The following is a 24,896-nucleotide window of genomic DNA, read 5'->3' on the forward strand; positions in this document are numbered from 1 at the left end:
CGTCGCGCCGGCCCGCGGTGGGTGTCGCGCGCCGGTCAGCCGGCGGTGGGGTGCGTCGCGGGCAGCTCCGCGGGCAGCGGGTAGGTGAAGGTCGGCCCCGGGTCCTCCAGCGAGAGGTGGCGATCGGTCACCGGCCGGCGGCCGCGCGGGCCGCGGTCCTGGTCCGGGATGCTCGGCCGGTAGTCGCCGAGCCAGGTGGTGACGTCGCCGGTGAGCCGGGCGTTCTCCTCGTGCAGCCGGCGGACCTGGTGCTCCAGCTGGGCGATCCGCGCCTCCGCGTCGCGGTGCACCCGGACCATCGCCCACAACATCTCGTACGCGCTCGACTCCCGGTCCCGCGCCGGGCTCCCGCCGGGGAGGCCCTCGTCGGCGGGTGTCGCGGGCCGCGGCACCTCGACCGTCGTGCCGGACGGCGCGATCCCGTGCGCGGGCTCCGGCGCCAGCCGCGGCACGGTCTGCGGCGCGGCCTGCGGGGCGGTCTGAGGCACGGTCTGCGGCGCGGTCTGAGGCACGGTCTGCGGCACGGGCAGGCCGTGCTTGCGCGCCCACTCCGGGCCGCCGATCAACGCGGTGGTGACGTCCTCGACGGCCGGGTCCAGCCAGCTCGGACGCGGCGCGTCGGTCGCCTCCCCGGTGACCAGGCCGTGCAGGTGGCGTGCGGTCGCGAGCACCTCCGGCACGTGCCGCACCGGCACGGCGGCGTGGACCAGGTCGGCCAGCCGCTCCCACGGCGGCACGCTGTCGGCCTTCGCGTGCACCCCGATCCAGCACGCCACCTCGGCCCGGACCGCGCCCAACGACCGGCCCTGGGCCCAGTGCCCGGGCGTGCGCGCCGCCCGCCTGAGCACCCGCCGGTACGCGGTGCCCATCCGGCCGTGCTCATCCACCAGGTGCACCAACAGGAACAACGCGAGCCAACGACGTTCCCGCGACAGGCCCGGGTCGGAGAAATCAGCCTCCGACCGCAGGACGTCCACCGCGGGCTGGCCCTTGCCGCGCCGCTCGCCGCACCGACCACTTCCACCGCCACGAGCCACTGCCACTCCTTCGCCGGATCAGGGGGACGACCACCTCTTCCAACTTTTCGGAGATTACGTCCACCTGGCGGGTGAACACCGCCCGAGAAGGTCAAACCCACTGTTCGGGTTACGACCCGACGCGTGCGCCGCCACGTTGTGTGTCGCTCGATCGGGTGCGGCAGGATCGGGTGCGGCAGGATCGGGGGCATGTCGCTGCGCCTGCACGCCCCCGTCGTCCTGCCCTGCGATCCCGCCTGCACCGTCCTGCGCGACGCCGTGGTCGACGTCGTCGACGGGCGCGTGGCGCACGTCGGCGCGGCGGCCGACGCGCCGGAGTTCACCGGCGAGGTCCGCCGGCTGAGCGGGATCCTGCTGCCCGGCCTGGTGAACACCCACGCGCACAGCCCCATGGTGCTGCTGCGCGGGATGGGCGGCGACCTGCCGCTGCTGCGCTGGCTGCGCGAGGCGATGTGGCCCGCCGAGGCGAAGATGAAGCCCGAGGACATCCGGGTCGGCATGCTGCTCGGCGCGGTGGAGATGCTCCGCAACGGCGTGACGACCAGCGCGGAGATGTACTTCCACGGCGAGCAGCTCGCGGACGCGGTGCTGGCGGCCGGGTCCCGGGTGCTGTTCGGTGCCGCGATCATGGACCTGCCCGGGATGCCGTGGCGGCCGATGACCGACGAGATCACCCGGTGGATCGACGCCGACGGGCTGCGGTTCGGGCCGGACGAGCGGATCGAGCTGAGCTACGGGCCCCACTCGGCGTACATCCTGACGCCGCAGGCCTTGGGCGAGATCGCCGGCGAGGCGCGTGACCGCGGTGCGTTGGTGCAGGTGCACGTGGCGGAGTCGGAGGAGGAGGACCTGGAGCAGCGGGCGTCGCACGGTTCCGTGCCGCGGCTGCTGGAGCAGGCCGGCGTGCTGGGCGGGCGGGTGCTGTCCGCGCACTCGGTGCACCTGTCGCCGGAGGACGTGGCCATCTACGCCAAGCACGGGGTCGGGATCGCGCACTGCCCCGGTTCGAACACCAAGCTGGCGTCCGGCATCGCGCCGCTGCGGTCCTACCTGGACGCGGGGGTCGCGGTCGGGTTGGGCACCGACGGGCCGGCGTCCAACGACGACCTGGACCTGTTCGAGGAGGCCAGGCTGGCCGCCCTGCTCGCCCGGGTGACCTCGCGGGACGCGACGGCGATGCGTGCGGCGGACGCGTTGCTGCTGGCCACGCGCGGTGGGGCGGCGGCGCTGGGTCGGGACGACCTGGGCGCGCTGGAGCCGGGTCGGTGGGGCGACGTCGTGCACGTGGACGTGGACGACCCGGCGTTCGCCACCGGGCTGGACGCGCCGGACGAGCAGGTGCTGGCGAACCTGGTGTGGGCGTCGGGCACGCGGCGGGTCAAGGACGTGTGGGTGGCGGGCAAGCAGGTGGTGGCCGACGGCGAGACCACGAACGTCGACCGGCGCGCGGCGCAGGCCGGCGTGCGCGAGGTGGCCGCCCGGCTGCGGTAGTCAGCCGGTGCGCGGCCGGGGTCGGACGACGATCTCGGTGAAGTGGGCGTCGTCGCCAGCGTGCACGGCGGTGGCGACGGCGCGGGCGACGGAGTCCGGGTGCAGGTACAGGTGCGGCTGGTAGTCGCCGTTCTCCTGGTCCCGGACGCCGCGCTGCATGTCGGTGTCGACGCGTCCCGGGTGGACGGACGTGACGCGGAGGTCCTCCTCCTCGGCGCGCAGGGCGTCACCGAAGGCGCGGAGGGCGAACTTGCTCGCCGCGTAGACGCCCCAGTCGGGGTTGACCCGCAGGCCCGCGCCGGAGTTGATCAGCACCACGTGGCCGCGTGCGGCGCGCAGGAGGGGCAGCGCCAGCCGGGTGAGCTCGGCGACGGCGACGACGTTGAGGTCGAGGGTGCGGCGCCAGACGTCCGCGGTCGCCTCGGCGAGCGGGCCGAGTTCGGCGATGCCCGCGCTGTGCACCAGGACGTCCAGGCGGGTGAGGCGGGCGACGGCGGCGGTCAGGGAGTCGGTGTCGGTCAGCTCCACCGGCCAGGGGCGGGCGGACTCCAACGACCCGGCCAGGTCGGCCAACGCGCCCTCGTCCCGACCGCCGAGCACCAGGTCGTGCGTGGGGGCGAGGGCACGGGCGACCGCCGCGCCGATACCGCGCGACGCCCCCGTGATCAGGGCAACGGGTCGACTCATGCCCAAACCCTAAACCGCGCGAGTCGAACCCCCAGCGCCCGCGAGTCGAACGCCCAGGACCCCCGAGTTCAACGCCCAGGTCGGCGATCGTCGGTCCTGAACGTTGAACTCGGGGTACGCGAAGGTTCGACACGCGGGACGCGAGCGTTCGACATGCGGGACGCGAGCGTTCGACTCGCGGGACGCGAGGGTTCGACACGCGGGACGCGAAGGTTCGACACGCGGGACGCGAAGGTTCGACACGCGGGACGCGAAGGTTCGACACGCGGGACGCGAAGGTTCGACACGCGAGGGGTGGGTGGGGGGCTCGGCGCTCGGCGCGAGCCCCCCGACCTCGGGGTCAGCCGCAGATGCGGCCCTTGTCCTTCTTCCACACCGCGACCACGGACGGGCGGGGCTGGGAGGCGCCGCCGTCCGGCCAGTGCGACAGCGGGTTGGTGGCCGACGCGCCGTCGATCTCGCCGGGGTGCTGCACGGCCACGAGCACGAAGTCGTCCTCGATCACCGGGCCGCACGTCTCGGCGCCCTTCGGCACGGTGAGGAACTGCTTCACCCGGCCCCGGTACGGACCCTCGACCGGCACCGCGAACAGGCCGTCGTTGGACTTCAGGGCGTTGCCGTCGGTGGAGATCCACAGGTTGCCCCGCGCGTCGAACGCGACGTTGTCCGGGCACGAGATCGGCGAGACCTGGGTCTTGTCGTAGCCGCCGAAGTACGTGTCGGGCGAGGTCGGGTCGCCGCACACCAGCAGCAGCTTCCAGGAGAACGACGTGGCGGTGTTGTCGCCGCGGCGCTCCTCCAGCTCCAGCACGTGCCCGTGCCGGTTGTTCAGCCGCGGGTTCGGCTCGGTCACGCCTTCCTTGCCCGCCTTGCCGCGGTCGGTGTTGTTGGTCAGCGCCGCGTACACCCGGCGGTTGCGCGGGTTCGGCTCGACGTCCTCGGGGCGGTCCATCCTGGTCGCGCCGACCGCGTCCGCGGCGAGCCGGGTGAAGACGTAGACCTCCTCGGCGGTGAAGCCCGGCACGAACGACCGGTCGCCGGCCGCCAGCCGGATCCACTCGCCCGAGCCGTCGAACTCGCCGTCGGCGGGCAGCTTGCCGGTGCCGTCGATCTCGGCGGCCGGGCTGTCGCCGGTGAAGCGGGCGACGTAGAGCGTGCCCTTGTCGAGCAGCTTCTTGTTGTGCTCACGGGCGTGCTTGCTGCTGCCCGGCTTGAACTTCTCGTCGGACACGAACTTGTACATGTAGTCGAAGCGCTCGTCGTCACCCATGTACGCGACCACGCGGCCGTCGCGGGCGATGATCACGTTCGCGCCCTCGTGCTTGAAGCGGCCCAGCGCGGTGTGCTTGACCGGGGTCGAGTCCGGGTCGAGCGGGTCGATCTCGACGACCCAGCCGAACCGGTTGACCTCGTTGGGCTCCTGGGCCACGTCGAACCGCTTGTCGAACCGCTCCCACTTGCGGGTGGACGCCGCGCCGGACAGGCCGTAGCGGGCGAGCCGCGCCTTGACCACCGGGTCGGTGACCGAGCCCGCGTTGGCGAAGTACTGGTTGAAGTTCTCCTCGCCGGACAGGATCGTGCCCCACGGCGTGACGCCGCCGGCGCAGTTGTTGAGCGTGCCCAGCACCTTCGTGCCGGTCGGGTCGGCCGAGGTCTTGAGGTGCGCCGAACCCGCCGCCGGACCGGTGACCTTGAACTCGGTGGTCGCGGTGATGCGCCGGTTGTAGCGCCGGTCCACCTTGGGCACGAGCTTGCCGCTGCGCCGGTCCCGCTCGACCAGCACGACCGACGCGCCGTGCGCGGCCCAGGCGATCTCGGTCTGCTCACGCGTGGGGTTGGCCGCGTCCCAGTTCTTGAACAGGAACTCCTCGGAGGTGTACTCGTGGTTGGCCACGAGCACCCACTGGTCGTGCCTGCCGACCGGCACCAGGCCGACGAAGTCGCAGTTGTAGCCGAACTGCTTCGCCTGCGCCGCCGGGTTCTGGCGGTCGAAGTCGAAGGCGGGCGCGCCGGGCACCACCGGGTCGCCCCAGCGCAGCACGACGCCCTGCTCGTAGCCCTCGGGCGTGACGACGCGGTCCTCGGTGTTGGGCGCGACGGCGGCGAAGTTCAGGCCGTCCTTGCGCCGCCCGCCGCCCAGGTCGAGGTCGATCTCGACATCGGGCTTCGCGGCGGCGCTGCCGGCACCGACCAGCCCGACACCCGCGCCCGCGACGGCCAGGACGGCGCCCGCCTTCAGCAGGCCACGCCGACGCACGACCTCGCCGACGACGTCACCGAAGTAGGCGTTGCCGGACGTGTTGGGCGCCTCGTGCGCGCACGCGTCGCCGCAGCGGTACTTGCAGGTGATCGCCGAACGCCCGAGGGGGTGGTTGGGCAGCAGGGGCAGCAGGCGCCGCCCCCGATCGGTGGATGAGGACACGCGGACCTCCGATATCGCTCAGTGGGAACCGGGCGACCGTAAGAGGGCAACTCCTCCGACAGCGGACTTCGAGGTGAACGCGAGGCGAACACCTCGATCGTCATTCGCGCGAAACCCCCTGGTCGCACCGCGTGTGGTCGCGCGGTCGCGGACGGCGACCGAACGGGCGCCGGCGCCGATCCGCACTACGGTCACGGGTGTGGATTCGGTGGTGTTCGACCTCGACGGCGTGCTGGTGGACTCCGAGCGGATGTGGGACGAGGTGCGGCAGGCCTTCGCGGCCCGGCACGGCGGCACGTGGCAGCCGGCCGCGACCCGGGCGATGCAGGGCATGAGCACGCCCGAGTGGGCGGCCTACCTGGTGGCCGAGGTGGGCGTGCGCCTGACCCCGGCGCAGGCCGCGGCCGGCGTGATCGGCGAGATGGCCGAGCGCTACGCCGAAGGCCCGCCCGTGCTGCCGGGCGCGGTGGACGTCGTGCGCGAGGTGGCGTCCCGCTACCCGGTGGCCATCGCCAGCTCGTCCCCGCCGGTGCTGATCAAGTCGTTCCTCGCCGCGACCGACCTGACCGACGTGGTCCGGGTGGCCGTCTCCAGCGAGCAGGCGGGAGCGGGCAAGCCCGCGCCGGACGTGTACCTGCTGGCCACCTCGAAGCTGGGCGCCGACCCCACCCGCAGCGCGGCGGTCGAGGACTCGACCAACGGCCTGCGCGCCGCCCTGGCCGCGGGCATGACCGTCTACGCCGTGCCGAACCCCCACTTCCCCCCGGACCCGGCGGTGTTGGCGCACGTCACGGTGCTGCGCGAGCTCTCGGACCTGCCCGCGGCGCTGCCCACGCCCTAGCGTTGGGCCCATGGAGCGACGAGTTGCGGTGGTCACCGGTGCGGCGCAGGGGATCGGGGCGCGGGTGGCCGAGGTGTTGCGGGAGGACGGCTACGAGGTCGTCGGGTTCGACCTCGCGGAGACCGACGGCGGGGTGGTCGGTGACGTCTCGTCGCCCGACGACGTGGCCAGGCTCGCCGAACGGGTCGGGGAGCGGGTCGACGTGCTGGTCAACAACGCCGGGATCGCGGGGATCGTGCCGTTCGAGGACACGTCACCGGAGTTGTGGCAGCGGATGCTGGCGGTCAACCTGACCGGGCCGTTCCTGCTCACGCAGGCGTTGGGCCGGTCGATGCTGGCGCGCGGCCGAGGTTCGGTGGTCAACATCGCGTCCGTGGCCGGGTTGCGCGGTGTCGCGGACCGGGCCGCCTACAACACCACCAAGCACGGGCTGATCGGGATGACGCGCACGCTCGCCGTGGAGTGGGGCGGGCGCGGGGTCCGGGTCAACGCGGTGTGCCCCGGCTGGGTGAAGACCGAGATGGACGTCGAGTCGCAGGCGGGCGGGCACTACGACGACGGCGACATCACCGACCACGTGCCGATGGGCCGGTTCGCGACGCCCGACGACATCGCCCAGGCCGTCGCCTTCCTGGCCGACCCGGCCCGCAGCGGGTTCGTCAACGGCGTCGCGCTGCCGGTGGACGGCGGGTGGACCGCCGACGGGTCGTGGCAGTCGCTGCGGCTCTCCAAGCGCTGAGCACACCCCCGCACCCGGCGCGAGCACGAGCCGGGTGCGGGGGTGCGGGTGTCAGCGCTCGACGTCGCCGCGGATGAACGCCTCGACCGCCTCGTGCGCCTCGGAGTCCGAGTACTGCACGGGCGGCGACTTCATGAAGTACGACGAAGCGGACAGGATCGGGCCGCCGATCCCCCGGTCCAGCGCGATCTTCGCCGCACGCACCGCGTCGATGATGATCCCCGCCGAGTTCGGCGAGTCCCACACCTCCAGCTTGTACTCCAGGTTCAGCGGCACGTCGCCGAACGCCCGGCCCTCCAGCCGCACGTACGCCCACTTGCGGTCGTCCAACCACGCCACGTAGTCGGACGGGCCGATGTGGACGTTGCGCTTGCCGAGGTCGCGGTCGACCTGCGAGGTCACCGCCTGCGTCTTGGAGACCTTCTTGGACTCCAGCCGCTCCAGCTCCTTCATGTTCAGGAAGTCCATGTTCCCGCCCACGTTGAGCTGCATGGTGCGGTCGAGCTGCACGCCGCGGTCCTCGAACAGCTTGGCCAGCACGCGGTGCGTGATGGTGGCGCCGACCTGCGACTTGATGTCGTCGCCGACGATCGGCACGCCCGCCGCGCGGAACTTCTCCGCCCACTCCGGGTCGGAGGCGATGAACACGGGCAGGGCGTTGACGAACGCCACACCGGCGTCGATGGCGGCCTGCGCGTAGAAGCGGTCCGCCTCCTCCGAGCCGACCGGCAGGTACGACACCAGCACGTCCGCCTCGGCGTCGCGCAGCGCCCGCACCACGTCCACCGGCTGCTCGTCGGACTCCTCGATGGTCTCCCGGTAGAACTTGCCGAGGCCGTCGAACGTGTGCCCGCGCTGCACGGTGACGCCGAGCGGCGGCACGTCGGCGATCTTGATCGTGTTGTTCTCGCTCGCCCCGATGGCCTCGGACAGGTCCGCGCCGACCTTCTTGGCGTCCACGTCGAACGCGGCGACGAACTCGATGTCGCGCACGTGGTAGTCACCGAACCGGACGTGCATCAGACCGGGCACGCGGGTGCTCGGGTCGGCATCGCGGTAGTAGTGGACGCCCTGCACCAGCGACGCCGCGCAGTTGCCGACCCCGACAATGGCCACTCGAACGGTGCGGCGGTTGTCGCCCATGCCGAGTCCTCCTTATTTCTTCCGTGCTCGTATTCGGGGGGTTATTGGTCCCGCTCGCGCTGTTCGGCCTGCTCATGGGCGATCAGCTCGTTCAACCACCGCACTTCGCGCTCGGTGCTCTCCAGCCCGAGCCGGTGCAGCTCCCGGGTGTACCGGTCGATCCGCTCGCTGGTGGCCGATAACGAGGTGCGCAGCCCTTCGCGGCGCTCCTCGACGCGCCGCCTGCGGCCTTCCAGGATGCGCATCCTGATCTCGGCCGGCGTCCGGGAGAAGAACGCCAGGTGGACGCCGAACGAGTCGTCGTCCCAGGTTTGGGGACCGGCGTTGACCAGCAGTTCGGCGAACCTCTCCTTGCCCTCGGCGGTGAGCTTGTAGACCTTGCGCGCCCGGCGACCCCAGCGGGCCGAGTCTTCCTCGGGCACTTCCTCGACGATGAGGCCGCCGCGTTGCAGCTTGCGCAACGTGGGGTACAGCGTCCCGAAGGAGAACGCGCGGAACGCCCCCAGCAACTCGTGCAAGCGCTTGCGCAGCTCGTAGCCGTGCATGGGCGCTTCGTGCAGCAGGCCGAGGACCGCGAACTCCAGCACGTAGCACCTCCTCGCTCAGGTGAGCGCCGATGGGTGCACTCAGTATATCGGTGCGATACATCTGCGCACGCCTATGCCGTGTCGCGTGGCACACAACGACCCCTGCCTTCGGCCCACTGCCCTGAACGGCCCATCGGTGGGCTTGGGGCGGCACGTACTCTGGTCGTCGTGTCGACCCAACGCCAGGTCGTGGACTACGCCTTGCAGCGCCGTGCGCTGCTGGCGGAGGTCTACGCGGGCCGAGTGGGCACGATGGAGGTCTGCGACGCGAGCCCGTACCTGCTGCGGGCCGCGAAGTTCCACGGCCGGCCGAGCGAGGTGACCTGCCCGGTCTGCCGCAAGGAACCGCTGACCCTCGTGTCCTGGGTCTACGGCGACGAGCTCAAGCACGCGGCCGGATCCGCGCGCACCGGCGACGAGCTGGCCCGCATGGCGACCCTCTTCGAGGAGTTCACCGTGTACGTGGTCGAGGTTTGCCGCACATGTAGTTGGAACCACCTGGTGCAGTCATACGTCCTGGGAACGCGTGGCCTGAACTCTCGCAAGCCGCGCAGGAGGACCGCGGCGGAGTGAACCTGCTCCGGCCACGGGCGCCGCTCCGGCGAGGAGCAGCGGCGTACGACCACCGAACCGCGTGCAAGGGCACGCCGGTCTGGGAGGCCATTTCGTGAACGACCAGCATGACGACAGGCATCGTGGCGCGGAGCCGCAGTGGCCGACCGGGGAGGACCCGGACGGCGGCGGGCACGCACCACGTCACGGCGCCGGGGATCAGCCGGAGCGTCCGAACACCCCACCAGGTGGTTTCGCGCGCTCTCCCGGCGACGGCCCCCGGCACGGCACCCCACCGGGCGGGTTCTCCCGTCCGGGGACGCCACCGGGAGGCATCCCCCAGTCCGGCGGCACCCCGCCCGGCGGCCTGCCGCGAGGCGCTCAGCCGCCACGCAGGCCGGCCGGCCCCGGTGGTCCGGGCGGACCCGCGGGTCCCGTTCCGAACGGCAGGCACGGCGGCCCGCCCCCGGCCGGTCCCGGCCCACGTCCCGGCGGTCCGGGCAGCCTCGACGGCCTCGGTGTCGCGGGCAGCGTGCCCGGCGGCCCGCCGCAGCGCCCGAACACCCCTCCAGGCACCCCTCCCGGCGGCGTGCGCCGACCAGGCGGCCCCGTGCCGCCCGGCGGCCGTCCCCCGGTCGGCGGCCCCGGCGGTCCGCGCAGGCCCGGAGGTCCCGGCGGACCCGCGGGCCCGGCCGGCGCCCCGCGGCGTCCCGGCGAGGAGCCGACCGACCTGCTGCCGCCCGTGTACCAGACCACGCCCCGCGAGCCGGAGCTGCTCACGCACCGCGAGGACGAGGTCGAGCTCGAACCGTTCTACGACGACGAGTACGACGAGGAGCTGACCGAGGAGGAGGCCCGCGCCGTGCGTCGCAAGAAGGTGTGGCGCCGCGTGCGCCGGACCACCTACGTGGCCCTCGGGCTGATGCTGCTGGCGCCCGTCGTCGCGTTCGCCATCGCCTACCAGGTGGTGGAGGTGCCGAACCCCGAGGCCGTCGCGGCCTCGCAGGGCAAGGCGATCACGATCCTCTACGCCGACGGCACCGAGATGACCAGGTACGCCCCGGGCGACGCGAACCGCAGCATGGTCAAGTACGAGGACCTGCCGGACTCGATCAAGCACGCGGTGTTCGGCGCGGAGGACCCGACGTTCATGACGAACGTCGGCTTCGACCTGACCGCCATCGCCCGCGCGGGCTGGTACCAGCTCAAGGGCGAGCAGAGCGGTGGCTCCGGCCTCACCCAGCAGTACGTCAAGGAGGCCACCGACCAGGCCGACATGACGTTGACCCGCAAGTTCACCGAAGCCGTCACCGCGTACAAGATGTCGCAGCAGCAGGACAAGGAAGACATCCTCACCGCGTACTTGAACACGGTGTACTTCGGCCGGGGCGCCTACGGCATCAAGACCGCGGCCAAGGCCTACTTCGGCGTCAACGAGCTGAAGGACCTGACCCACGCGCAGGCCGCCCTGCTCGCGGGCATGGTGCAGAACCCGAGCCGCTCGGAGCAGCAGGCGTACCGGGAAGAGCGCTGGACCTACGTGATGAACCAGATGCTCGAGTACAAGTGGATCGACCAGAGCTACCGCGAGACCACGCCGTTCCCGACGCCCGTCGAGCAGACCGACCAGTCCGGCCTGAGCGGGACCCGCCTGCACATCCGCGAGCAGGTCCTCCAGGAGATGGCCAAGGTCGAGTGGGACGTCGAGAAGGCGCAGAAGGTCGGCGTGACCGTGCACACCACCATCGAGCCGCCGAAGCAGCTCGCGGCCGAGCAGGCGGTGGACGAGGTCATGGGCCCGCAGCCCAAGGAGCTGAGGTCGTCGCTCACCGCGATCGACCCGCAGTCGGGTGCGGTGCGGGCGTACTACGCCGGCGCGGACGGCACGGGCCTGGACTACGCGACCAACACGCTCCAGGAAGCCGGGTCGTCGTTCAAGCCGTTCGACCTGGTGGCCGCGCTGAAGGCGGGCAAGGGCCTCGGCTCGACCTACGACGGCCGCTCGCCGAAGACGTTCAAGCTCGGCGGCACCAACATCACCATCCGCAACGCCTCGGACACGGGCAACACGTGCGGTGAGAAGTGCCCCATCCGCGAGGCGATGCGGATGTCGCTGAACACCGTGTTCTACGAGATGGTGATCGAGATCGGTACCAAGCCGGTCGCCGACGCCGCCATCGCCGCGGGCATCCCGGCGACGGTCGAGGTCCAGGGCGAGAAGAAGAACCTGCTGGTCGGCGAGAACGGTGGGCCGCCCAACGTCGGTATCGCGATCGGTGGTGGTGAGGCGCAGGTCCGCCCGTTCGACATGGCGTCGGCCTACGCCACGTTCGCCGCGCGCGGCACCTACCACGAGCCGTTCTTCATCTCGAAGATCACCAACGCCGAGGGCAAGGCGGTCTACCAGCACGTCGACGTGTCCCGGCCGGCGTTCGACCCGGACCCGCAGAAGAACCAGGACATCGCCGACAACGTCACCGAGTCGCTCAAGCCCGTCCTCACGTTCTCGAAGATCCCGTGCGCGGGTCGCGAGTGCGCGGGCAAGACCGGCACGCACGAGCTCCCGGACGACGCCAGCCAGAACTCGAAGGCCTGGATGGTCGGCTACACCCCGTCGCTGTCCGCGTCGGTGTGGGTGGGTCGCGACGAGGGCAACGTGGCGTTGAGGGACGCCAAGGGCAACCCGATCTTCGGTGGTGGCCTGCCCGGTCAGGTGTGGAAGCGGTTCATGGACAAGGCCTTGGCGGGCACGCCCGCCGAGCCGTTCCCGAAGGCGCGCAAGCTCAACCAGTTCGACAACCCCGCGCCGACGACCACGACGACCACGACGACGACCACGACCAAGCGGGACGAGGACAACCGGACGACGACGACCGACCCGACGACGACCCGGACCCAGCCCCCCTCGACCACTCGCTCGCCGCGGCCGTGCGTGGGCATCGCCTGCCCGCCCACGACCACCACGTCGACGGACGAGAACGCGCCCGATCCGGGCATCGGCAACGGCGGCTCGCCACCGACCGGTTAGCACCGCGCCACGCGGAGGGCCCGACCCGGCAGCACGCCGGTTCGGGCCCTCCGCCGTTCGCGGGCCCGAAGCCGGCGGCGGGACATGGGCGGACCTCACAACCGCTGTTGACCAGTGCCCGTAGCATCCGTCCCCGTGGCCAGCCCTTCGCAGCACTCGCAGGCGAACGCCGACAGCCCTCGGGCGGACGACGACGACCCGCAGGTGAACGCCGACGACACCGTCTCGCTCGGCCCCGACGAGCGGGTCAACCCGACCTGGACCGAACCGCTGGCCCGGACGGCGAGCAGGCCGCTGGGCGGTCCGGTCGGTCGGCACGCGTCGATCGGCAGGCAGTGGTTCTGGACGCCGCTGCGGGTGGTGCTGCTGTTCGCGGTCGTCACGCTGGCGCTGTCGTGGTTCCAGAAGTCGCCGTGCATCCAGCAGTACGTGGACGACAACGGCGTGGTGCAGCTCGACTGGCGCGGCAGCAAGCAGTTCACCGCGATGTGCTACTCCGACACCGTGCCGCTGTACACGGCGGAGCGGTTGGACAAGCCGGACACGTTCCCCTACAAGACGTCCTGGGTGGACGACGAGGGCAAGCCGACGGCGCACGTGCGGTACATGGAGTACCCCGTGCTGACGGGCATGTTCCAGCTGCTCAACGCCCGCATGGCGCAGGGCTGGACGGCGATCGCCGCGTCCGGGTGGCTGCCGAACCCCATGACGGTGATCGTGTACTTCAACATCACCGCGCTGTGGCTGGCGCTGGCGTGGCTGGTGACCGCGTACGCGGTGGCGCAGCTGGCCAGGCGACGACCGTACGACGCGGTGCTGGTGGCGGTGTCGCCGCTGGTGATCGTGCACGCGTTCACCAACTTCGACACGCTGGCCACGGCGTTCGCCACCGCGGGCATGCTCGCGTGGGCGCGCAAGAACCCCGTGCTGGCGGGCGTGCTGCTGGGGTTGGGCGGCGCGGCCAAGCTGTACCCGCTGTTCCTGCTGGGGCCGTTGCTGCTGCTGTGCTGGCGGTCGAACCGGCTGCGGGCCGGGTTCATCACGCTCGGCACGACGCTGGCGACGTGGGCGGTGGTGAACGCGCCGTTCGCGTGGCTGTACCCCGACGGGTGGCGCGAGTTCTTCCGGCTGAACACCGAGCGCGGGGTCGACCCGGACTCGCTCTACAACGTGGTCGCGCAGTGGACCGGGTGGCAGGGCTTCGACCCGGGGCTGCTGCACGGGCAGGCGCCCGAGGTGTTGAACACGGTCAGCGCGGCGCTGTTCCTGGTGTGCTGCGCCGCGGTCGGGTTCGTGACCATGTCCGCGCCGCGTCGGCCCCGGTTCGCGCAGCTGGCGTTCCTCGTGGTGGCCGCGTTCCTGCTGACGAACAAGGTGTGGAGCCCGCAGTACTCGCTGTGGCTCGTGCCGCTGGCGGTGCTGGCGCTGCCGCGGTGGAAGCCGCTGCTGGCGTGGATGGTGGTGGACGCGCTGGTCTGGGCGCCGCGGATGTTCTTCTACCTCGGTGAGGACAACAAGGGGCTGCCCATCGACTGGTTCCTCGGCGCGGTGGTGGCGCGGGACGTCGCGGTGATCGTGCTGTGCGCGATGATCGTGCGCGAGATCTACCGGCCGGAGCTGGACAAGGTGCGCCAGGCCGGTGACGACGACCCGTGCGGCGGTGTGGTCGACGGCGCGCCGGACCGGTTCGCGTGGCGGTTCGGCCGACGGGCGGGAGCGCTCGGCGCACCGCCGTCACCGAGCTCCGCCACGCCCGCGGGCTGATCGGCGGACCGGCGGCACGGACTACGGCCGCGCGTCCAGCCGGGCGCGGAGGCGGGCGAGCCGCTGGTCGTCCGGCACCTGGTGCACGGCGTCGAGCCGGTCGAGCACGTCCAGCAGCGACGGGCTCTCGGCCACGTGCCGACCCAGCTCGGCCGCGTCGACCACGTTGGGGAACGGTGCGAGCGCCGGGTGGTCCCGCGTCAGCGGCTCGTGGTCGGTGCGCGGCAGCAACACCTGCGTGAACGGGTCGGAGCCCGGGGCGTCGAGCACCACGAGCGCGTCCCCGGTCCGGCGTTCGGCGATCAGGCAGTCGAGTTCCCGCGCGAGGCCGGGACTCAGCTCGGCGGCCCAGACGATCACCTGGTCGGCGACCTTGATGAGCGTGGAGACGGTGTCGAACCACGTCTCGTCCGGCAGGTACAGCCTCACCGGTGCGGTGAACTGGCCGTAGGACGGGCCCAGCTCCAACTCGGCCGCGGTCGTGCCGGCCACGACGACCAGCGGCACCGCGGCGGCCAGTTCGGCCAGCGCGGGCGCGCCCGGACTGAAGTTGATCACCTGGACGTGGTCCGCGGGCACGTCGGCCCGGTCCACCGGGAACGGCTGCGCCGCGGTGGTCCCGGACCGCTCGGTCAGCTCGAAGTTGCGGAGCAGCAGCACGAACGGCTCGCCCGCGCACAACCACGACCGCACCTGGCCGACGGACTTGCGGTGCCGGTCACGGGCCTCGCGGACCAGCTGCCGCATCCGGTTGCGCGGCGCACCGGCCACCAGCCAGTGCAGGAACCCGAGGCCCTTGAACCGCCGCCGACGGTCCCAGTACCGCTGGCGCTCGAGGTAGTCGAGCTTCAGCTCGGCCTCGCCGACGTCGAACCGGTCCAGCACGTCGACGGCGTGCCGCGCGCGGCCGACCCACCGGTCCACGTCCTCCGACACCCCCGGCCCGTCCGCCCCGAACTCGGCGGTGATCTCGGCGAACCGGCGACGTGCGTCGGCTTCCCGGTCGACCTGCAACCACAGCAACGCCTCGTTCCCCAGCGCGTGGGCCCGCCACCCGCGCAGCTCGGGGTCGTCACTGCCGCGCCCCCGCCCGGCGAGTTCCCGCCACAGCGCGGCCAGGTCCGTGGCCTTGGCGTCGACGTCGGTGAACCTGCCGCTCAACCGCGCGAGGCCGGACAACGCCCGGCACACCGCCCGCTCGACCCGCACGTCGACCGGTCCGCGGACGGCGTCGACCACCTCCCGCAGCACACCGACCGCGCGGGCGTTCGACTCCCGGTCGACCGCCCGGCCCGCGCAGGTGTCGGTCAACGCCATGATGGCGCGGGCCGTCAGGTCGGCCTCGGCGCCACCGGCGACGTGCCGCCCCAACCAGCGCAGCACGAGGAAGGCGTCACCGGTGCGCCCCCGGTCGAACAGCTCGGCGGCGACCTCGAAACCCAGGAACGCGAAGGTGTCCGGATCGCCGTGCGCCGACACGGTGTCGAAGTACCAGCTCCGGAACCGCTCGTCACCGACCCGCGGCCCCGACTCGCGCCGCAGCTCGTCCCACCGCCCGAGGACCGAGCCCACGACCTCCGCCGCGGTGAACTCGTCGTCCATCGGCGGCACCCCCGGTCGGTCAGGCGGCGGGGGTGGAGGCGGGCCGCCGGCGGAGGCCGGGTTTGCGGTCGGTGAAGGTGACCTCCGACTTCAGGAACACCAGGAACAACGCCACCAGGAGCGCGGCCCGGCCCCACACGCCGATCACCACGGCCTGCGCCGAGAACCCGTCGTAGATGCCCGACGGCTCGCCGAACTCGATCGCGTAGTACCAGCGGAAGATGCCCACGCCCATGGCGAAGTCCGCCGCGAAGTAGGCCGCCACCCAACCCCAGTTCACCCGCAGCAGCACGAACATCGGCACCAGCCACAGCGTGTACTGCGGCGAGTGCACCTTGTGCAGCAGCAGGAAGCCGCACAGCATCGCGGCCGACACCGGCACCCACGGGTAGCTGCCCTCGCGCTGGAACCGCCGCCACCCGAGCCAGCACGCCAACCCGAACGACACCAGGATCCCGACCGGCGACAGCACGCCGACCAGCGACTGCATCGTGTCGTCGGACATGAACGGCCGCATCGACCAGAACCAGACCGAGTTCGTGGTGATGTCGACCCGCCGCAGGCCCTGGAACGCGAACGACGCCTTCCAGCCCTCCAACCCGGCCACCATGAACGGCAGGTTGATCAGCACCACCGTCACCACGGACGCCAGCGCGACCTTCACCGCGCCCGCGACGTCGTACCGGACACCGCGCGGCAACGACCGCCCGCCCGGACCGCCGGTCAGCACGTACAGGCACAGCGGCAGCACGAAGATCGCCGGGTAGATCTTGAACGCGAACCCGATGCCCAGCAGCACCGACGCGACCACGGCGCGGTCCACCAGGGGCCGCTCGCGCCGCCCCCAGCCCCGGTGCACCACGTACACCGCCGCCACCGCGCAGAACACGACCGGCAGGTCCCAGTTGTGGAACGCGTACAGCACCATCGGCGGGCCGAGCGCCCAGACCAGCGCGCGCCACCGGCTGAGCTTGCCGAGCAGCCACCCGGTGGCCAGCCCGAACGGCGCCATCAGCAACGCCGAGAACAGCAGGAACGCCGCGTCGGTCTGGGCGAGGAGCGCACCGGCCCAGATCATCAACCCGGTCAGCACCGGGTACTCGACCACGCCGCCGACCAGCACGCCCTTGCTGTTGATGCTGCCGTGCACGTACGGGAACACGTGCCGGTCGACGTCGCGGCCGATCCACAGGTGCTGGATGTCGGAGTAGCAGACCTCGGCCTTGTTGCGCGCCTCGTAGTCGGGCGCGCTGCGGCCCCACTGGTCGAACTCCGGCCCGGTGCAGCGGTCCTTGTTGAGGAAGCCGACGAACATCGTCAGCCCGCACAGGAGGACGACCGCGGCGAGCGCGACCCGACCGAACCGCGGCAACCGCGACCCGGCGTCCGCGCGCTCCGGCACGGCCACCACCTCCCGTGTCACGCTCATCGGCCCAAGTGCTCGCGGAGGAACGCGATGTCCTCCGCTTGACCTTCGTCCGGTGTCTCGACCAGCACCGGCGAGCCGGCGGCGGCAGCCACCGCGACCAGCTGCTCGGGGTCGATCTTGCCGGACGCGATGTTGGCGTGCCGGTCGCGCGAGGAGCCGAACTCGTCGCGCGAGCTGTTGAGGTGGACCAGGTCGACGCGCCCGGTGATGGCCTTGACCCGGTCCACGATGCCGACCAGGTCCTCGCCGGAGGCGAACGCGTGGCAGGTGTCCAGGCAGAACCCGGCGTCGAACTCGCCGACCGCGTCCCACAGCCTGCCGAGCATGTCGAACGTGCGCGCCATGGCGTTCTCGCCGCCCGCGGTGTTCTCGATCAGGATCGGGACCGCGAAGCCACCGCCGTCCGCCTGCCGCTCGAACATCTTCCGCCAGTTCGCGATGCCCTCGTTCGGGTCCTCGCCCTTGGTGACGTGCCCGCCGTGCACGATCAGGCCCTTGGCGCCGACCTTCGCCGCCGCCTCGGCGTGCTGCAGCACGATCTTGCGCGACGGGATCCGGATGCGGTTGTTGAGCGACGCGACGTTGGCCAGGTACGGCGCGTGGATGAAGACGTCCAGGTCAGAGGCCAGCAACCCGTCGGTCTGGGGGTGCGGCTTGGGCGCCTTCCACCCCTGCGGGTCGGCGAGGAAGAACTGGACCACGTCGGCACCGCGTTCGACGGCGGCGCCGAGCGGGTCGTCGTCGCGGACGTGGGCCCCGATGCGCATGACTGTGCAGGGTAGTCGGGCGGTGCAACGTCCTGCCGACGGCCGCCGATAGCAAAATTGTGATCGAGGGGGATGACTGGCGTCACCATCAGCACCTAGGCTCGTTACTTGTAAGTAGGAAACCAGAAACGCACGCCGCACGCCTGGAGGACCACATGCGGATCCGGCTCACTCGACTGGTGGGTGCGGCGGTCGTCGCGCTCGCGGTCGGCACGGCCGGCGCCGCCGCGGGCTCCGGTTCGGCGGTGGCCGCCGAACCCGTCGTGGTGGGCAGCTGCGCGACGACCGTGCAGGGCGCGCCGGGCACGCCGGTGGCGTTGAGCCCCGCCGCGGTGCTCGACCCGGTCGTGCAGCTGATCCGCGCGATCCCGCTGCTCGGACCGCCGCTCGCGGACCCGTTCCGGCAGGCGTTCTCGGCCCTGCCGCCCATCCCGATCGGCGCCATCCCCACCGGCACGGGCGTCATCACCGGCGGCGACATCGCGAACAAGGTCAACGCCGAGCTGGCCAAGCTGCCGCTGCTCGGGCCCATCATCGTCACCCTCGCCACGGGCGTGCGCACCGAGCTGACCAAGCTGTGCGGCGTCACCGTGCAGGGCGTCAACACCGTCGTCGCGCCCGTCCAGGACGGGTCGAAGGCGATCGCGGACGCCTCGCAGCAGGCGACCGGGCAGCTGCCCGGCCTGCCGGGTGGGCAGCCGTCGCCGAACCAGCCGCCGCAGACCGGCAAGCCCGGCGGCACCCCGGGCAACCCCGGCACCTCCCAGCCCGGCACCGCCCCGGCCGGTCAGGCGCCGGTCCAGCACCCCGTCGGCGGCGTCGGCGGGCTGGACGTGCCCCTGTACAGCGCGAACCCGTGGGGCGGCAACTTCGGCCGCGTGCCGCTGTTCAGCTACGGCTCCCTGCCATTCGCCGTGCCCGGCCAGTACGCGCCGTCGCCCGGCGTGCGCTACGGCGGTGGCCTGAACGGCCACCGGTCCGGTTACGGGTTGCCCGGCGCGGACGACGCCGACGGCGTGCAGACCGCGGGCCGTGCCCAGGCGCTGCCCGGCGCCGGCCGGATGGGCGGTGGCGTGGCGTTCCCGCTGCTGCTGGCCGTGCTGCTGCTGTCGTGCGTGACGGGCGCGCTCGTGCGCACCTGGGTCCTGCGCCGAGCGGTCGCCTGAGCCCGCCTCGCTGCACCCGCCTCGCTGCACCCACCGCCTGAGCCGGCCGTCACAGGCGCTCGGACCTGTGCCGACGGGCCGCCGGGGGAGGCGCTCCGCTCGCCTGTTACCCTCCACGGGTTGCTGACGCGACGACCCTCCTGCCACGGAACGTCCGTGGCCGCCGAGTCCACAGGAGGTGAGTGGTCTTCATGCGTCATTACGAAGTGATGGTCATCCTCGACCCCAGTCTCGACGAGCGCACGATTGCGCCGTCCCTTGACACGTTCCTCAACGTCATCCGCACCACGGGTGGCAACGTGGAGAAGGTCGAGGTGTGGGGCAAGCGCCGACTGAGCTTCGAGATCAACAAGAACCCCGAGGGCATCTACGCCGTCCTCGACCTGATCTCGACCCCCGACGCGGTGAAGGAACTGGACCGCCAGCTGGGCCTCCAGGAAACGGTGCTGCGGACGAAGGTCATCCGCCGCGAGCCCGCCAAGGCCGCGAAGACCGCCGCGCGCATCGCCGCCAAGGCAGCCGTCAAGGCCGCCAAGAAGGCCTAGGAGCTACCGACACATGGCCGGCGAGACGACGATCACGGTGGTCGGGAACCTGACCGCCGATCCCGAACTCCGCTTCACCCAGTCCGGCGCCGCGGTGGCGAGCTTCACCGTGGCGTCCACCCCCCGCACGTTCGACAAGGCGAGCGGTGAGTGGAAGGACGGCGAAGCGCTGTTCCTGCGGTGCAACGTGTGGCGGCAGGTCGCGGAGAACGTGGCCGAGTCCCTCACCCGCGGTTCGCGCGTACTCGTGAGCGGGCGGCTGCGCCAGCGTTCCTTCGAGACGAAGGAAGGCGAGAAGCGCACCGTCATCGAGCTTGAGGTCGACGAGATCGGCCCCTCGCTGCGCTACGCGACCGCGAAGGTCAACAAGGTGAGCCGTGGAGACGGCGGCGGCGGCTTCGGCGGCGGCGGTCAGTCTCGCGGCGGCGGCGGTGGCGCCCCGGCCGACGACCCGTGGGGCTCCGCGCCCCCGGCCGGCTCCGGTGGCGGCTTCGCCGACGAGCCACCCTTCTAGACCGGCACCGGTCCACTCCACACTTCACTGCGTAATACCAGGAGTCCACACATGGCCAAGCCGCCTGTGCGCAAGCCCAAGAAGAAGGTCTGCGCGTTCTGCAAGGACAAGAACGCCAACCTCATCGACTACAAGGACACCACCCTGCTCCGGAAGTACATCTCGGACCGGGGCAAGATCCGCGCCCGCCGGGTCACCGGCAACTGCTCCCAGCACCAGCGCGACGTCGCGGTCGCCGTCAAGAACGCCCGCGAGATGGCGCTGCTGCCCTACACCTCGACCGCTCGCTGAGAAAGGGGACGGCATCGTGAAGCTCATCCTCACCGCTGACGTGACCGGCCTCGGCGGTCCCGGCGACATCGTCGAGGTCAAGGACGGCTACGGCCGCAACTACCTGCTGCCCCGCGGCCTGGCGATCATCGCCACCAAGGGCGCGGCCAAGCAGGTCGAGGTCATCCGTCGGGCGCAGGACACCCGCCGGGTCCGCGACCTCGACCACGCCAAGGAGATCAAGGCCTCGCTGGAGGGCCTCGGCTCCGTGACGCTGAAGGCCAAGGCCGCGGCCGGCTCGAAGAAGCTCTTCGGCTCCGTCACCTCGTCCGACGTGGTGTCGGCCGTGCGTGCGGCCGGCGGCCCCACGCTGGACAAGCGGGCCGTCGAGATCGCGGGCCACATCAAGACCCTCGGCAAGCACTCGGTGAACGTCCGGCTCCACCCGGAGGTCACCGTGTCGCTGTCCGTCGAGGTCGCGAACGCGAGCTGAACCACCGGAAGCGCCGTTCGACCAGGTGTTCTGGTCGGGCGGCGCTTTCGCACGTCCGGCTGTGGACAACTCTTGTGACACGTTGTCCGCGACACGCCGTGCCGGCGGTTACACGCGACACGCCGGGGTTGTGACGCACGACTTTTCCACAAAGTTATCCACAGGCCTTGAGCTGCGGGAACTTTTGTCTGGACCCGATTTGTACCCAGGTTGTCCACAGGTTTCCCCGAGTCTGTGGTCAGCTCGGCGCGACCATCCCCAGGCTGTCCACCGGTTGTCCACAGGCGCGTTTGCCTACGCCATCCAGGTGGCTCTAGCGTCGCTGGATCGCGGGGCGTGGCTTGGCGGAAATTGTCGGACCCACGAGGTACAACATCCGCACGGCAGCAGATTGGGGTGAGCTCACGGTGGCGCTGGTGGACGACCGGGGCATGGCAGAGCCCGGCTTCGAACGGCAGCCGCCGCAGGACCTCGCCGCCGAGCAGTCGGTGCTGGGCGGGATGCTGCTGAGCAAGGACGCGATCGCCGACGTGGTCGAGGTCCTGGCGCCCAACGACTTCTACCGGCCCGCGCACCAGGCCGTGTACGACTGCGTCCTCGACCTGTACGGGCGGGGTGAGCCGGCCGACCCGATCACGGTGTCCGCCGAGCTGGAACGCCGGGGCGAGCTGCTGCGCGTCGGCGGCGCGCCGTACCTGCACACCCTGATCGCGACCGTGCCGACGGCCGCCAACGCCTCCTACTACGCCGAGATCGTGGCGGAGAAGGCGGTGCTGCGGCGGTTGGTCGAGGCCGGCACGCGGATCGTCCAGCTCGGGTACAACGGCGCCGAGGGCGCCGACGTGGACGAGGTGGTCGACCGGGCGCAGGCGGCGATCTACGAGGTCACCGAGCGCCGCACCACCGAGGACTACGTGGTGCTGGAGGAGCTGCTCCAGCCGACCATGGACGAGATCGACGCCATCGCCTCGCGCGGCGGCTCGTCGCTGGGCATCCCCACCGGCTTCGCGGACCTGGACGAGCTGACCAACGGCCTGCACCCCGGCCAGATGATCATCGTCGCGGCCCGGCCGGGTGTCGGCAAGGCGCTCGCGCTCGACACCCCCCTCGCCACGCCCACCGGGTGGACGACCATGGGGGAGGTCGCCGTCGGCGATCAGCTCATCGGCGCGGACGGCCGGCCCACGACCGTGGTGGCCGCGACCGACGTGCTGCGCGGCAGGCCCTGCTACGAGGTCGAGTTCGCCGACGGTTCGGTGCTGGTGGCCGATGCCGAGCACCAGTGGCTGACCGAGGCGCGGGCCGCGGGTCGCTCCGCGCGGGAGTCCGCGGCGGGGTCGCACCGGCGCGCCTCCACCGCCGTCCGCACCACGCGGGAGATCGCCGCGAGCCTGCGCCGCGAGACCGCCGACCGCCGCCTCGACCACTCGGTGACCAACGCCGAGCCGCTGGACCTGCCCCATGCCGACCTCCCGCTCGGTCCCTACACGCTGGGCGTGTGGCTGGGCGACGGTCACGCCGCGAGCGCCCGGACCACGACCGACCCGGAGATCGCGTGGCACGTCGAGGCCGAGGGCCACGACGACCCCGACACCGCCCCGGCGGTCCTGCGCGGCCTCGGGGTGCTCGACGACCGGCACATCCCGGCGGCCTACCTGCGGGCCTCCACCGCACAGCGGCGCGCGTTGCTGGCCGGGCTGCTCGACACCGACGGCACCGTCACCGCCGACGGGTTCGTGCGGCTCGCGGTGCCGAACCGGCGGCTGGCCGAGGACGTGCGCGATCTGGTCGTGGGCCTGGGCCACCGGTGCTCGACCGGCACCGAGCAGGTCCCCGACCGCGGCGACCGCTCGTCCGCGGCCCACACCGTTACCTTCGACACCGACGACGACGTGTTCCGGCTGGAGCGCAAGCGCCTGGTGCTGAAGGAGCGGCGGCGCACCGCGAGCACCGCACCGACGCGGTCGCGGTCCATCGTCGACGTGCGCCCGATCCCGAGCGTCCCGGTGCGCTGCGTGGAAGTGGACAACCACGACCACCTCTACCTGGCGGGCCGGTCGATGATCCCGACCCACAACTCCACCCTGGGACTGGACTTCGCCAGGTCGTGCTCGGTGAAGCACGGGTTGACCAGCGCCATCTTCTCGCTGGAGATGTCGCGCACCGAGATCGTGATGCGCATGCTGTCGGCCGAGGCGCGGATCCGGCTCGGCGACATGCGCGGTGGGCGGATGAGCGACGACGACTGGACCCGGCTGGCGCGGCGGATGAGCGAGATCAGCGAGGCGCCGCTGTTCGTGGACGACTCGCCGAACCTGACCATGATGGAGATCCGGGCCAAGGCGAGGCGGTTGAAGCAGCGCCACGACCTGCGGCTGGTGGTGGTCGACTACCTCCAGCTGATGTCGTCGGGCAAGCGCACCGAGTCCCGCCAGCAGGAGGTCTCGGAGTTCTCCCGGAACCTGAAGCTGATCGCCAAGGAACTCGAAGTGCCCGTGATCGCGATCAGCCAGCTCAACCGAGGCCCTGAACAGCGCACCGACAAGCGCCCGCAGCTGTCCGACCTGCGTGAGTCCGGCTCCCTGGAGCAGGACGCCGACATGGTGATCCTGATCAACCGCCCGGACGCGTGGGAACGCGACGACCCGCGGGCGGGTGAGGCGGACCTGATCATCGCCAAGCACCGCGCCGGTCCGACGGCCACCATCACCGTCGCCCACCAACTCCACTACAGCCGCTTCGCCGACCTCGCCCAGGGCTGACCGGGCCGAGCCCCGCGTGGCGGAGTTCCGCCGCTCAGGACGGCACTTCGTAGCGGGTGGCTACGGCGGCGGCGCGGGTGTGCAGGGCGGTGCGCAGCCACTGCGGGGCCAGGGCTTCCGCGTTCGTGGAGAGCTGCCACAGCGCCCACTCGGCGTGTCTCGAGTCCTGGAAGGTCACCTCCAGCCGCAGGCGGCCGTCCGCGTCGGCCTCCTCGGCGAGGACGGCCACGGCGGTGCCCACCAGGTCCTCGCGCCGCGCCGGGTGCACCCGGACCAGCACGGTGACCTGGTCGTCGCCGGCGCGGAACCGCGTGGCGCGTTCCTGCCAGGCCCGGTCCAGGTCGACCCGGTCCGGTCGCTGCGCGGGTTCGGCGAGCTCCTCGGCGGCCACGATCCGGGACAGCCGGTAGGTGCGGTCCGCACCGGACCTCGTGGCCAGCAGGTAACCCTGCTCGCGGACGGTGACCAGGCCGATCGGGTCGACCGTGCGCCACTTCGGCGGCTGGTCCACCGCCGCGTAGTGGATGCGCAGCTTGTGCCCGGCGAACACCGCGCGCCGGACCTCGGCCGCCACCGGGTCGGGTACCTCGTCGGCGACCGGCCGACGCGAGAGGAGGTCGGTCTCCGGGTCGATGAGCAACCGCTCGGCCACGCCGGCCGCGGTGTCCCGATGGCTCTCCGGTAGCGCGTCGACCACCTTGAGCATGGCCGAGGCGAGCGCCGAGCCGAGGCCGAACGCCTGCGCGCCGCGCCGTGAGCCGGCGACCAGCAGGGCGAGGGCCTCGTCGTGGTTCAGCCCCGTGAGCTCGGTCCGGAAACCGGGCTGCAACGCGAAACCGCCGTGCCGGCCGCGTTCGGCGTAGACCGGGACGCCGGCCGCGGACAGCGCCTCGATGTCGCGCAGCACGGTGCGGGTCGACACCTCCAGCTCGCGGGCCAGCGCGGTCGCGGACAGCCGGCCGCGCTGGCGCAGCAGCAGAACCAGTGAGACCAACCGGTCGGCGCGCATGCGGAGACCTTAGGAGGGACCGGCGGCACAGGACGTCGTGGCGGGAGC

21 protein-coding genes are annotated in these 24,896 nt (G+C 71.9%); 12 read left to right on the forward strand and 9 right to left on the reverse strand.

Annotation, left to right across the window (positions count from 1 at the left end):
- Positions 1-35 precede the first annotated feature (35 nt).
- Positions 36-1,037: a hypothetical protein gene (locus AB0K14_RS00660; RefSeq protein WP_360448752.1), complete on the reverse strand. Its 1,002-nt coding sequence runs from the start codon at positions 1,035-1,037 to the stop codon at positions 36-38.
- 189 nt (positions 1,038-1,226) lie between these two features.
- Between AB0K14_RS00660 and AB0K14_RS00665 the strand changes: the two genes are divergently transcribed.
- The gene (locus AB0K14_RS00665) at positions 1,227-2,528 is read left to right on the forward strand and encodes an amidohydrolase (protein WP_360448748.1); all 1,302 of its coding nucleotides are present in this window, start codon (positions 1,227-1,229) and stop codon (positions 2,526-2,528) included.
- Here AB0K14_RS00665 and AB0K14_RS00670 read toward each other — a convergent pair whose 3' ends face one another.
- The gene (locus AB0K14_RS00670; protein WP_360448745.1) at positions 2,529-3,215 is read right to left on the reverse strand and encodes an SDR family oxidoreductase; all 687 of its coding nucleotides are present in this window, start codon (positions 3,213-3,215) and stop codon (positions 2,529-2,531) included.
- A 340-nt stretch (positions 3,216-3,555) separates the two neighbouring features.
- A complete protein-coding gene (locus AB0K14_RS00675) occupies positions 3,556-5,637 on the reverse strand; it encodes a PhoX family phosphatase (protein ID WP_360448743.1) in 2,082 nt (693 codons plus the stop codon).
- 199 nt (positions 5,638-5,836) lie between these two features.
- Between AB0K14_RS00675 and AB0K14_RS00680 the strand changes: the two genes are divergently transcribed.
- Together AB0K14_RS00680 and AB0K14_RS00685 are read left to right on the forward strand one after the other, a co-directional pair.
- On the forward strand, positions 5,837-6,478 hold the full coding sequence (locus AB0K14_RS00680; RefSeq protein ID WP_360448740.1) for an HAD family phosphatase: 642 nt from the start codon (positions 5,837-5,839) through the stop codon (positions 6,476-6,478).
- 10 nt (positions 6,479-6,488) lie between these two features.
- Positions 6,489-7,217: an SDR family oxidoreductase gene (locus tag AB0K14_RS00685; RefSeq protein ID WP_360448738.1), complete on the forward strand. Its 729-nt coding sequence runs from the start codon at positions 6,489-6,491 to the stop codon at positions 7,215-7,217.
- A 51-nt stretch (positions 7,218-7,268) separates the two neighbouring features.
- Here AB0K14_RS00685 and AB0K14_RS00690 read toward each other — a convergent pair whose 3' ends face one another.
- Both AB0K14_RS00690 and AB0K14_RS00695 read right to left on the reverse strand, forming a co-directional pair.
- On the reverse strand, positions 7,269-8,360 hold the full coding sequence (locus tag AB0K14_RS00690) for an inositol-3-phosphate synthase (protein WP_360448735.1): 1,092 nt from the start codon (positions 8,358-8,360) through the stop codon (positions 7,269-7,271).
- Between the two features lie 41 nt (positions 8,361-8,401).
- Positions 8,402-8,947: a PadR family transcriptional regulator gene (locus AB0K14_RS00695; RefSeq protein ID WP_360448733.1), complete on the reverse strand. Its 546-nt coding sequence runs from the start codon at positions 8,945-8,947 to the stop codon at positions 8,402-8,404.
- Positions 8,948-9,115: 168 nt separating this feature from the next.
- Between AB0K14_RS00695 and AB0K14_RS00700 the strand changes: the two genes are divergently transcribed.
- The 3 genes from AB0K14_RS00700 (at position 9,116) to AB0K14_RS00710 (ending at position 14,291) form a co-directional block, all read left to right on the forward strand.
- Positions 9,116-9,520: a DUF5318 domain-containing protein gene (locus AB0K14_RS00700; RefSeq protein WP_360448731.1), complete on the forward strand. Its 405-nt coding sequence runs from the start codon at positions 9,116-9,118 to the stop codon at positions 9,518-9,520.
- 94 nt (positions 9,521-9,614) lie between these two features.
- Positions 9,615-12,527, forward strand: coding sequence for a transglycosylase domain-containing protein (locus AB0K14_RS00705; protein ID WP_360448729.1), 2,913 nt, complete (start codon positions 9,615-9,617; stop codon positions 12,525-12,527).
- Between the two features lie 204 nt (positions 12,528-12,731).
- A complete protein-coding gene (locus tag AB0K14_RS00710) occupies positions 12,732-14,291 on the forward strand; it encodes a glycosyltransferase 87 family protein (RefSeq protein WP_360449095.1) in 1,560 nt (519 codons plus the stop codon).
- A gap of 21 nt (positions 14,292-14,312) precedes the next feature.
- Here AB0K14_RS00710 and AB0K14_RS00715 read toward each other — a convergent pair whose 3' ends face one another.
- From AB0K14_RS00715 to AB0K14_RS00725, 3 genes are read right to left on the reverse strand one after another with little or no spacing between them, the layout of a single operon-like run.
- Positions 14,313-15,893 carry a hypothetical protein gene (locus AB0K14_RS00715; protein WP_360448726.1) on the reverse strand — a complete coding sequence of 527 codons (1,581 nt, stop codon included), beginning with the start codon at positions 15,891-15,893 and terminating at the stop codon, positions 14,313-14,315.
- A gap of 19 nt (positions 15,894-15,912) precedes the next feature.
- Positions 15,913-17,322 carry a hypothetical protein gene (locus AB0K14_RS00720; protein ID WP_360448723.1) on the reverse strand — a complete coding sequence of 470 codons (1,410 nt, stop codon included), beginning with the start codon at positions 17,320-17,322 and terminating at the stop codon, positions 15,913-15,915.
- Positions 17,319-18,089 carry a deoxyribonuclease IV gene (locus tag AB0K14_RS00725; protein ID WP_360448720.1) on the reverse strand — a complete coding sequence of 257 codons (771 nt, stop codon included), beginning with the start codon at positions 18,087-18,089 and terminating at the stop codon, positions 17,319-17,321. Before AB0K14_RS00725 ends, AB0K14_RS00720 begins: the two co-directional genes overlap by 4 nt.
- A 155-nt stretch (positions 18,090-18,244) precedes the next feature.
- Between AB0K14_RS00725 and AB0K14_RS00730 the strand changes: the two genes are divergently transcribed.
- The 6 genes from AB0K14_RS00730 (at position 18,245) to dnaB (ending at position 23,839) form a co-directional block, all read left to right on the forward strand.
- Complete coding sequence (locus AB0K14_RS00730; protein ID WP_360448718.1) at positions 18,245-19,255, forward strand: hypothetical protein; 1,011 nt, start codon at positions 18,245-18,247, stop codon at positions 19,253-19,255.
- A 191-nt stretch (positions 19,256-19,446) separates the two neighbouring features.
- Positions 19,447-19,800: a 30S ribosomal protein S6 gene (gene rpsF, locus AB0K14_RS00735; protein WP_360449093.1), complete on the forward strand. Its 354-nt coding sequence runs from the start codon at positions 19,447-19,449 to the stop codon at positions 19,798-19,800.
- A gap of 13 nt (positions 19,801-19,813) precedes the next feature.
- Positions 19,814-20,314 carry a single-stranded DNA-binding protein gene (locus AB0K14_RS00740; protein ID WP_360448716.1) on the forward strand — a complete coding sequence of 167 codons (501 nt, stop codon included), beginning with the start codon at positions 19,814-19,816 and terminating at the stop codon, positions 20,312-20,314.
- 51 nt (positions 20,315-20,365) lie between these two features.
- Complete coding sequence (gene rpsR, locus AB0K14_RS00745) at positions 20,366-20,605, forward strand: 30S ribosomal protein S18 (RefSeq protein WP_015805710.1); 240 nt, start codon at positions 20,366-20,368, stop codon at positions 20,603-20,605.
- A 13-nt stretch (positions 20,606-20,618) separates the two neighbouring features.
- Positions 20,619-21,077: a 50S ribosomal protein L9 gene (gene rplI, locus AB0K14_RS00750; RefSeq protein ID WP_360449090.1), complete on the forward strand. Its 459-nt coding sequence runs from the start codon at positions 20,619-20,621 to the stop codon at positions 21,075-21,077.
- 431 nt (positions 21,078-21,508) lie between these two features.
- On the forward strand, positions 21,509-23,839 hold the full coding sequence (gene dnaB / locus AB0K14_RS00755) for a replicative DNA helicase (RefSeq protein WP_360449088.1): 2,331 nt from the start codon (positions 21,509-21,511) through the stop codon (positions 23,837-23,839).
- A 34-nt stretch (positions 23,840-23,873) separates the two neighbouring features.
- Here the strand turns inward: dnaB and AB0K14_RS00760 are convergent, their stop codons facing one another.
- Positions 23,874-24,848 (reverse strand): WYL domain-containing protein, encoded by a 975-nt coding sequence (locus AB0K14_RS00760; protein ID WP_360448714.1) that lies wholly within the window; start codon positions 24,846-24,848, stop codon positions 23,874-23,876.
- Positions 24,849-24,896 lie beyond the last annotated feature (48 nt).

Origin of the sequence: Actinosynnema sp. NPDC050801 (assembly GCF_040673975.1) — a bacterium.
GTDB lineage: Bacteria > Actinomycetota > Actinomycetes > Mycobacteriales > Pseudonocardiaceae > Actinosynnema.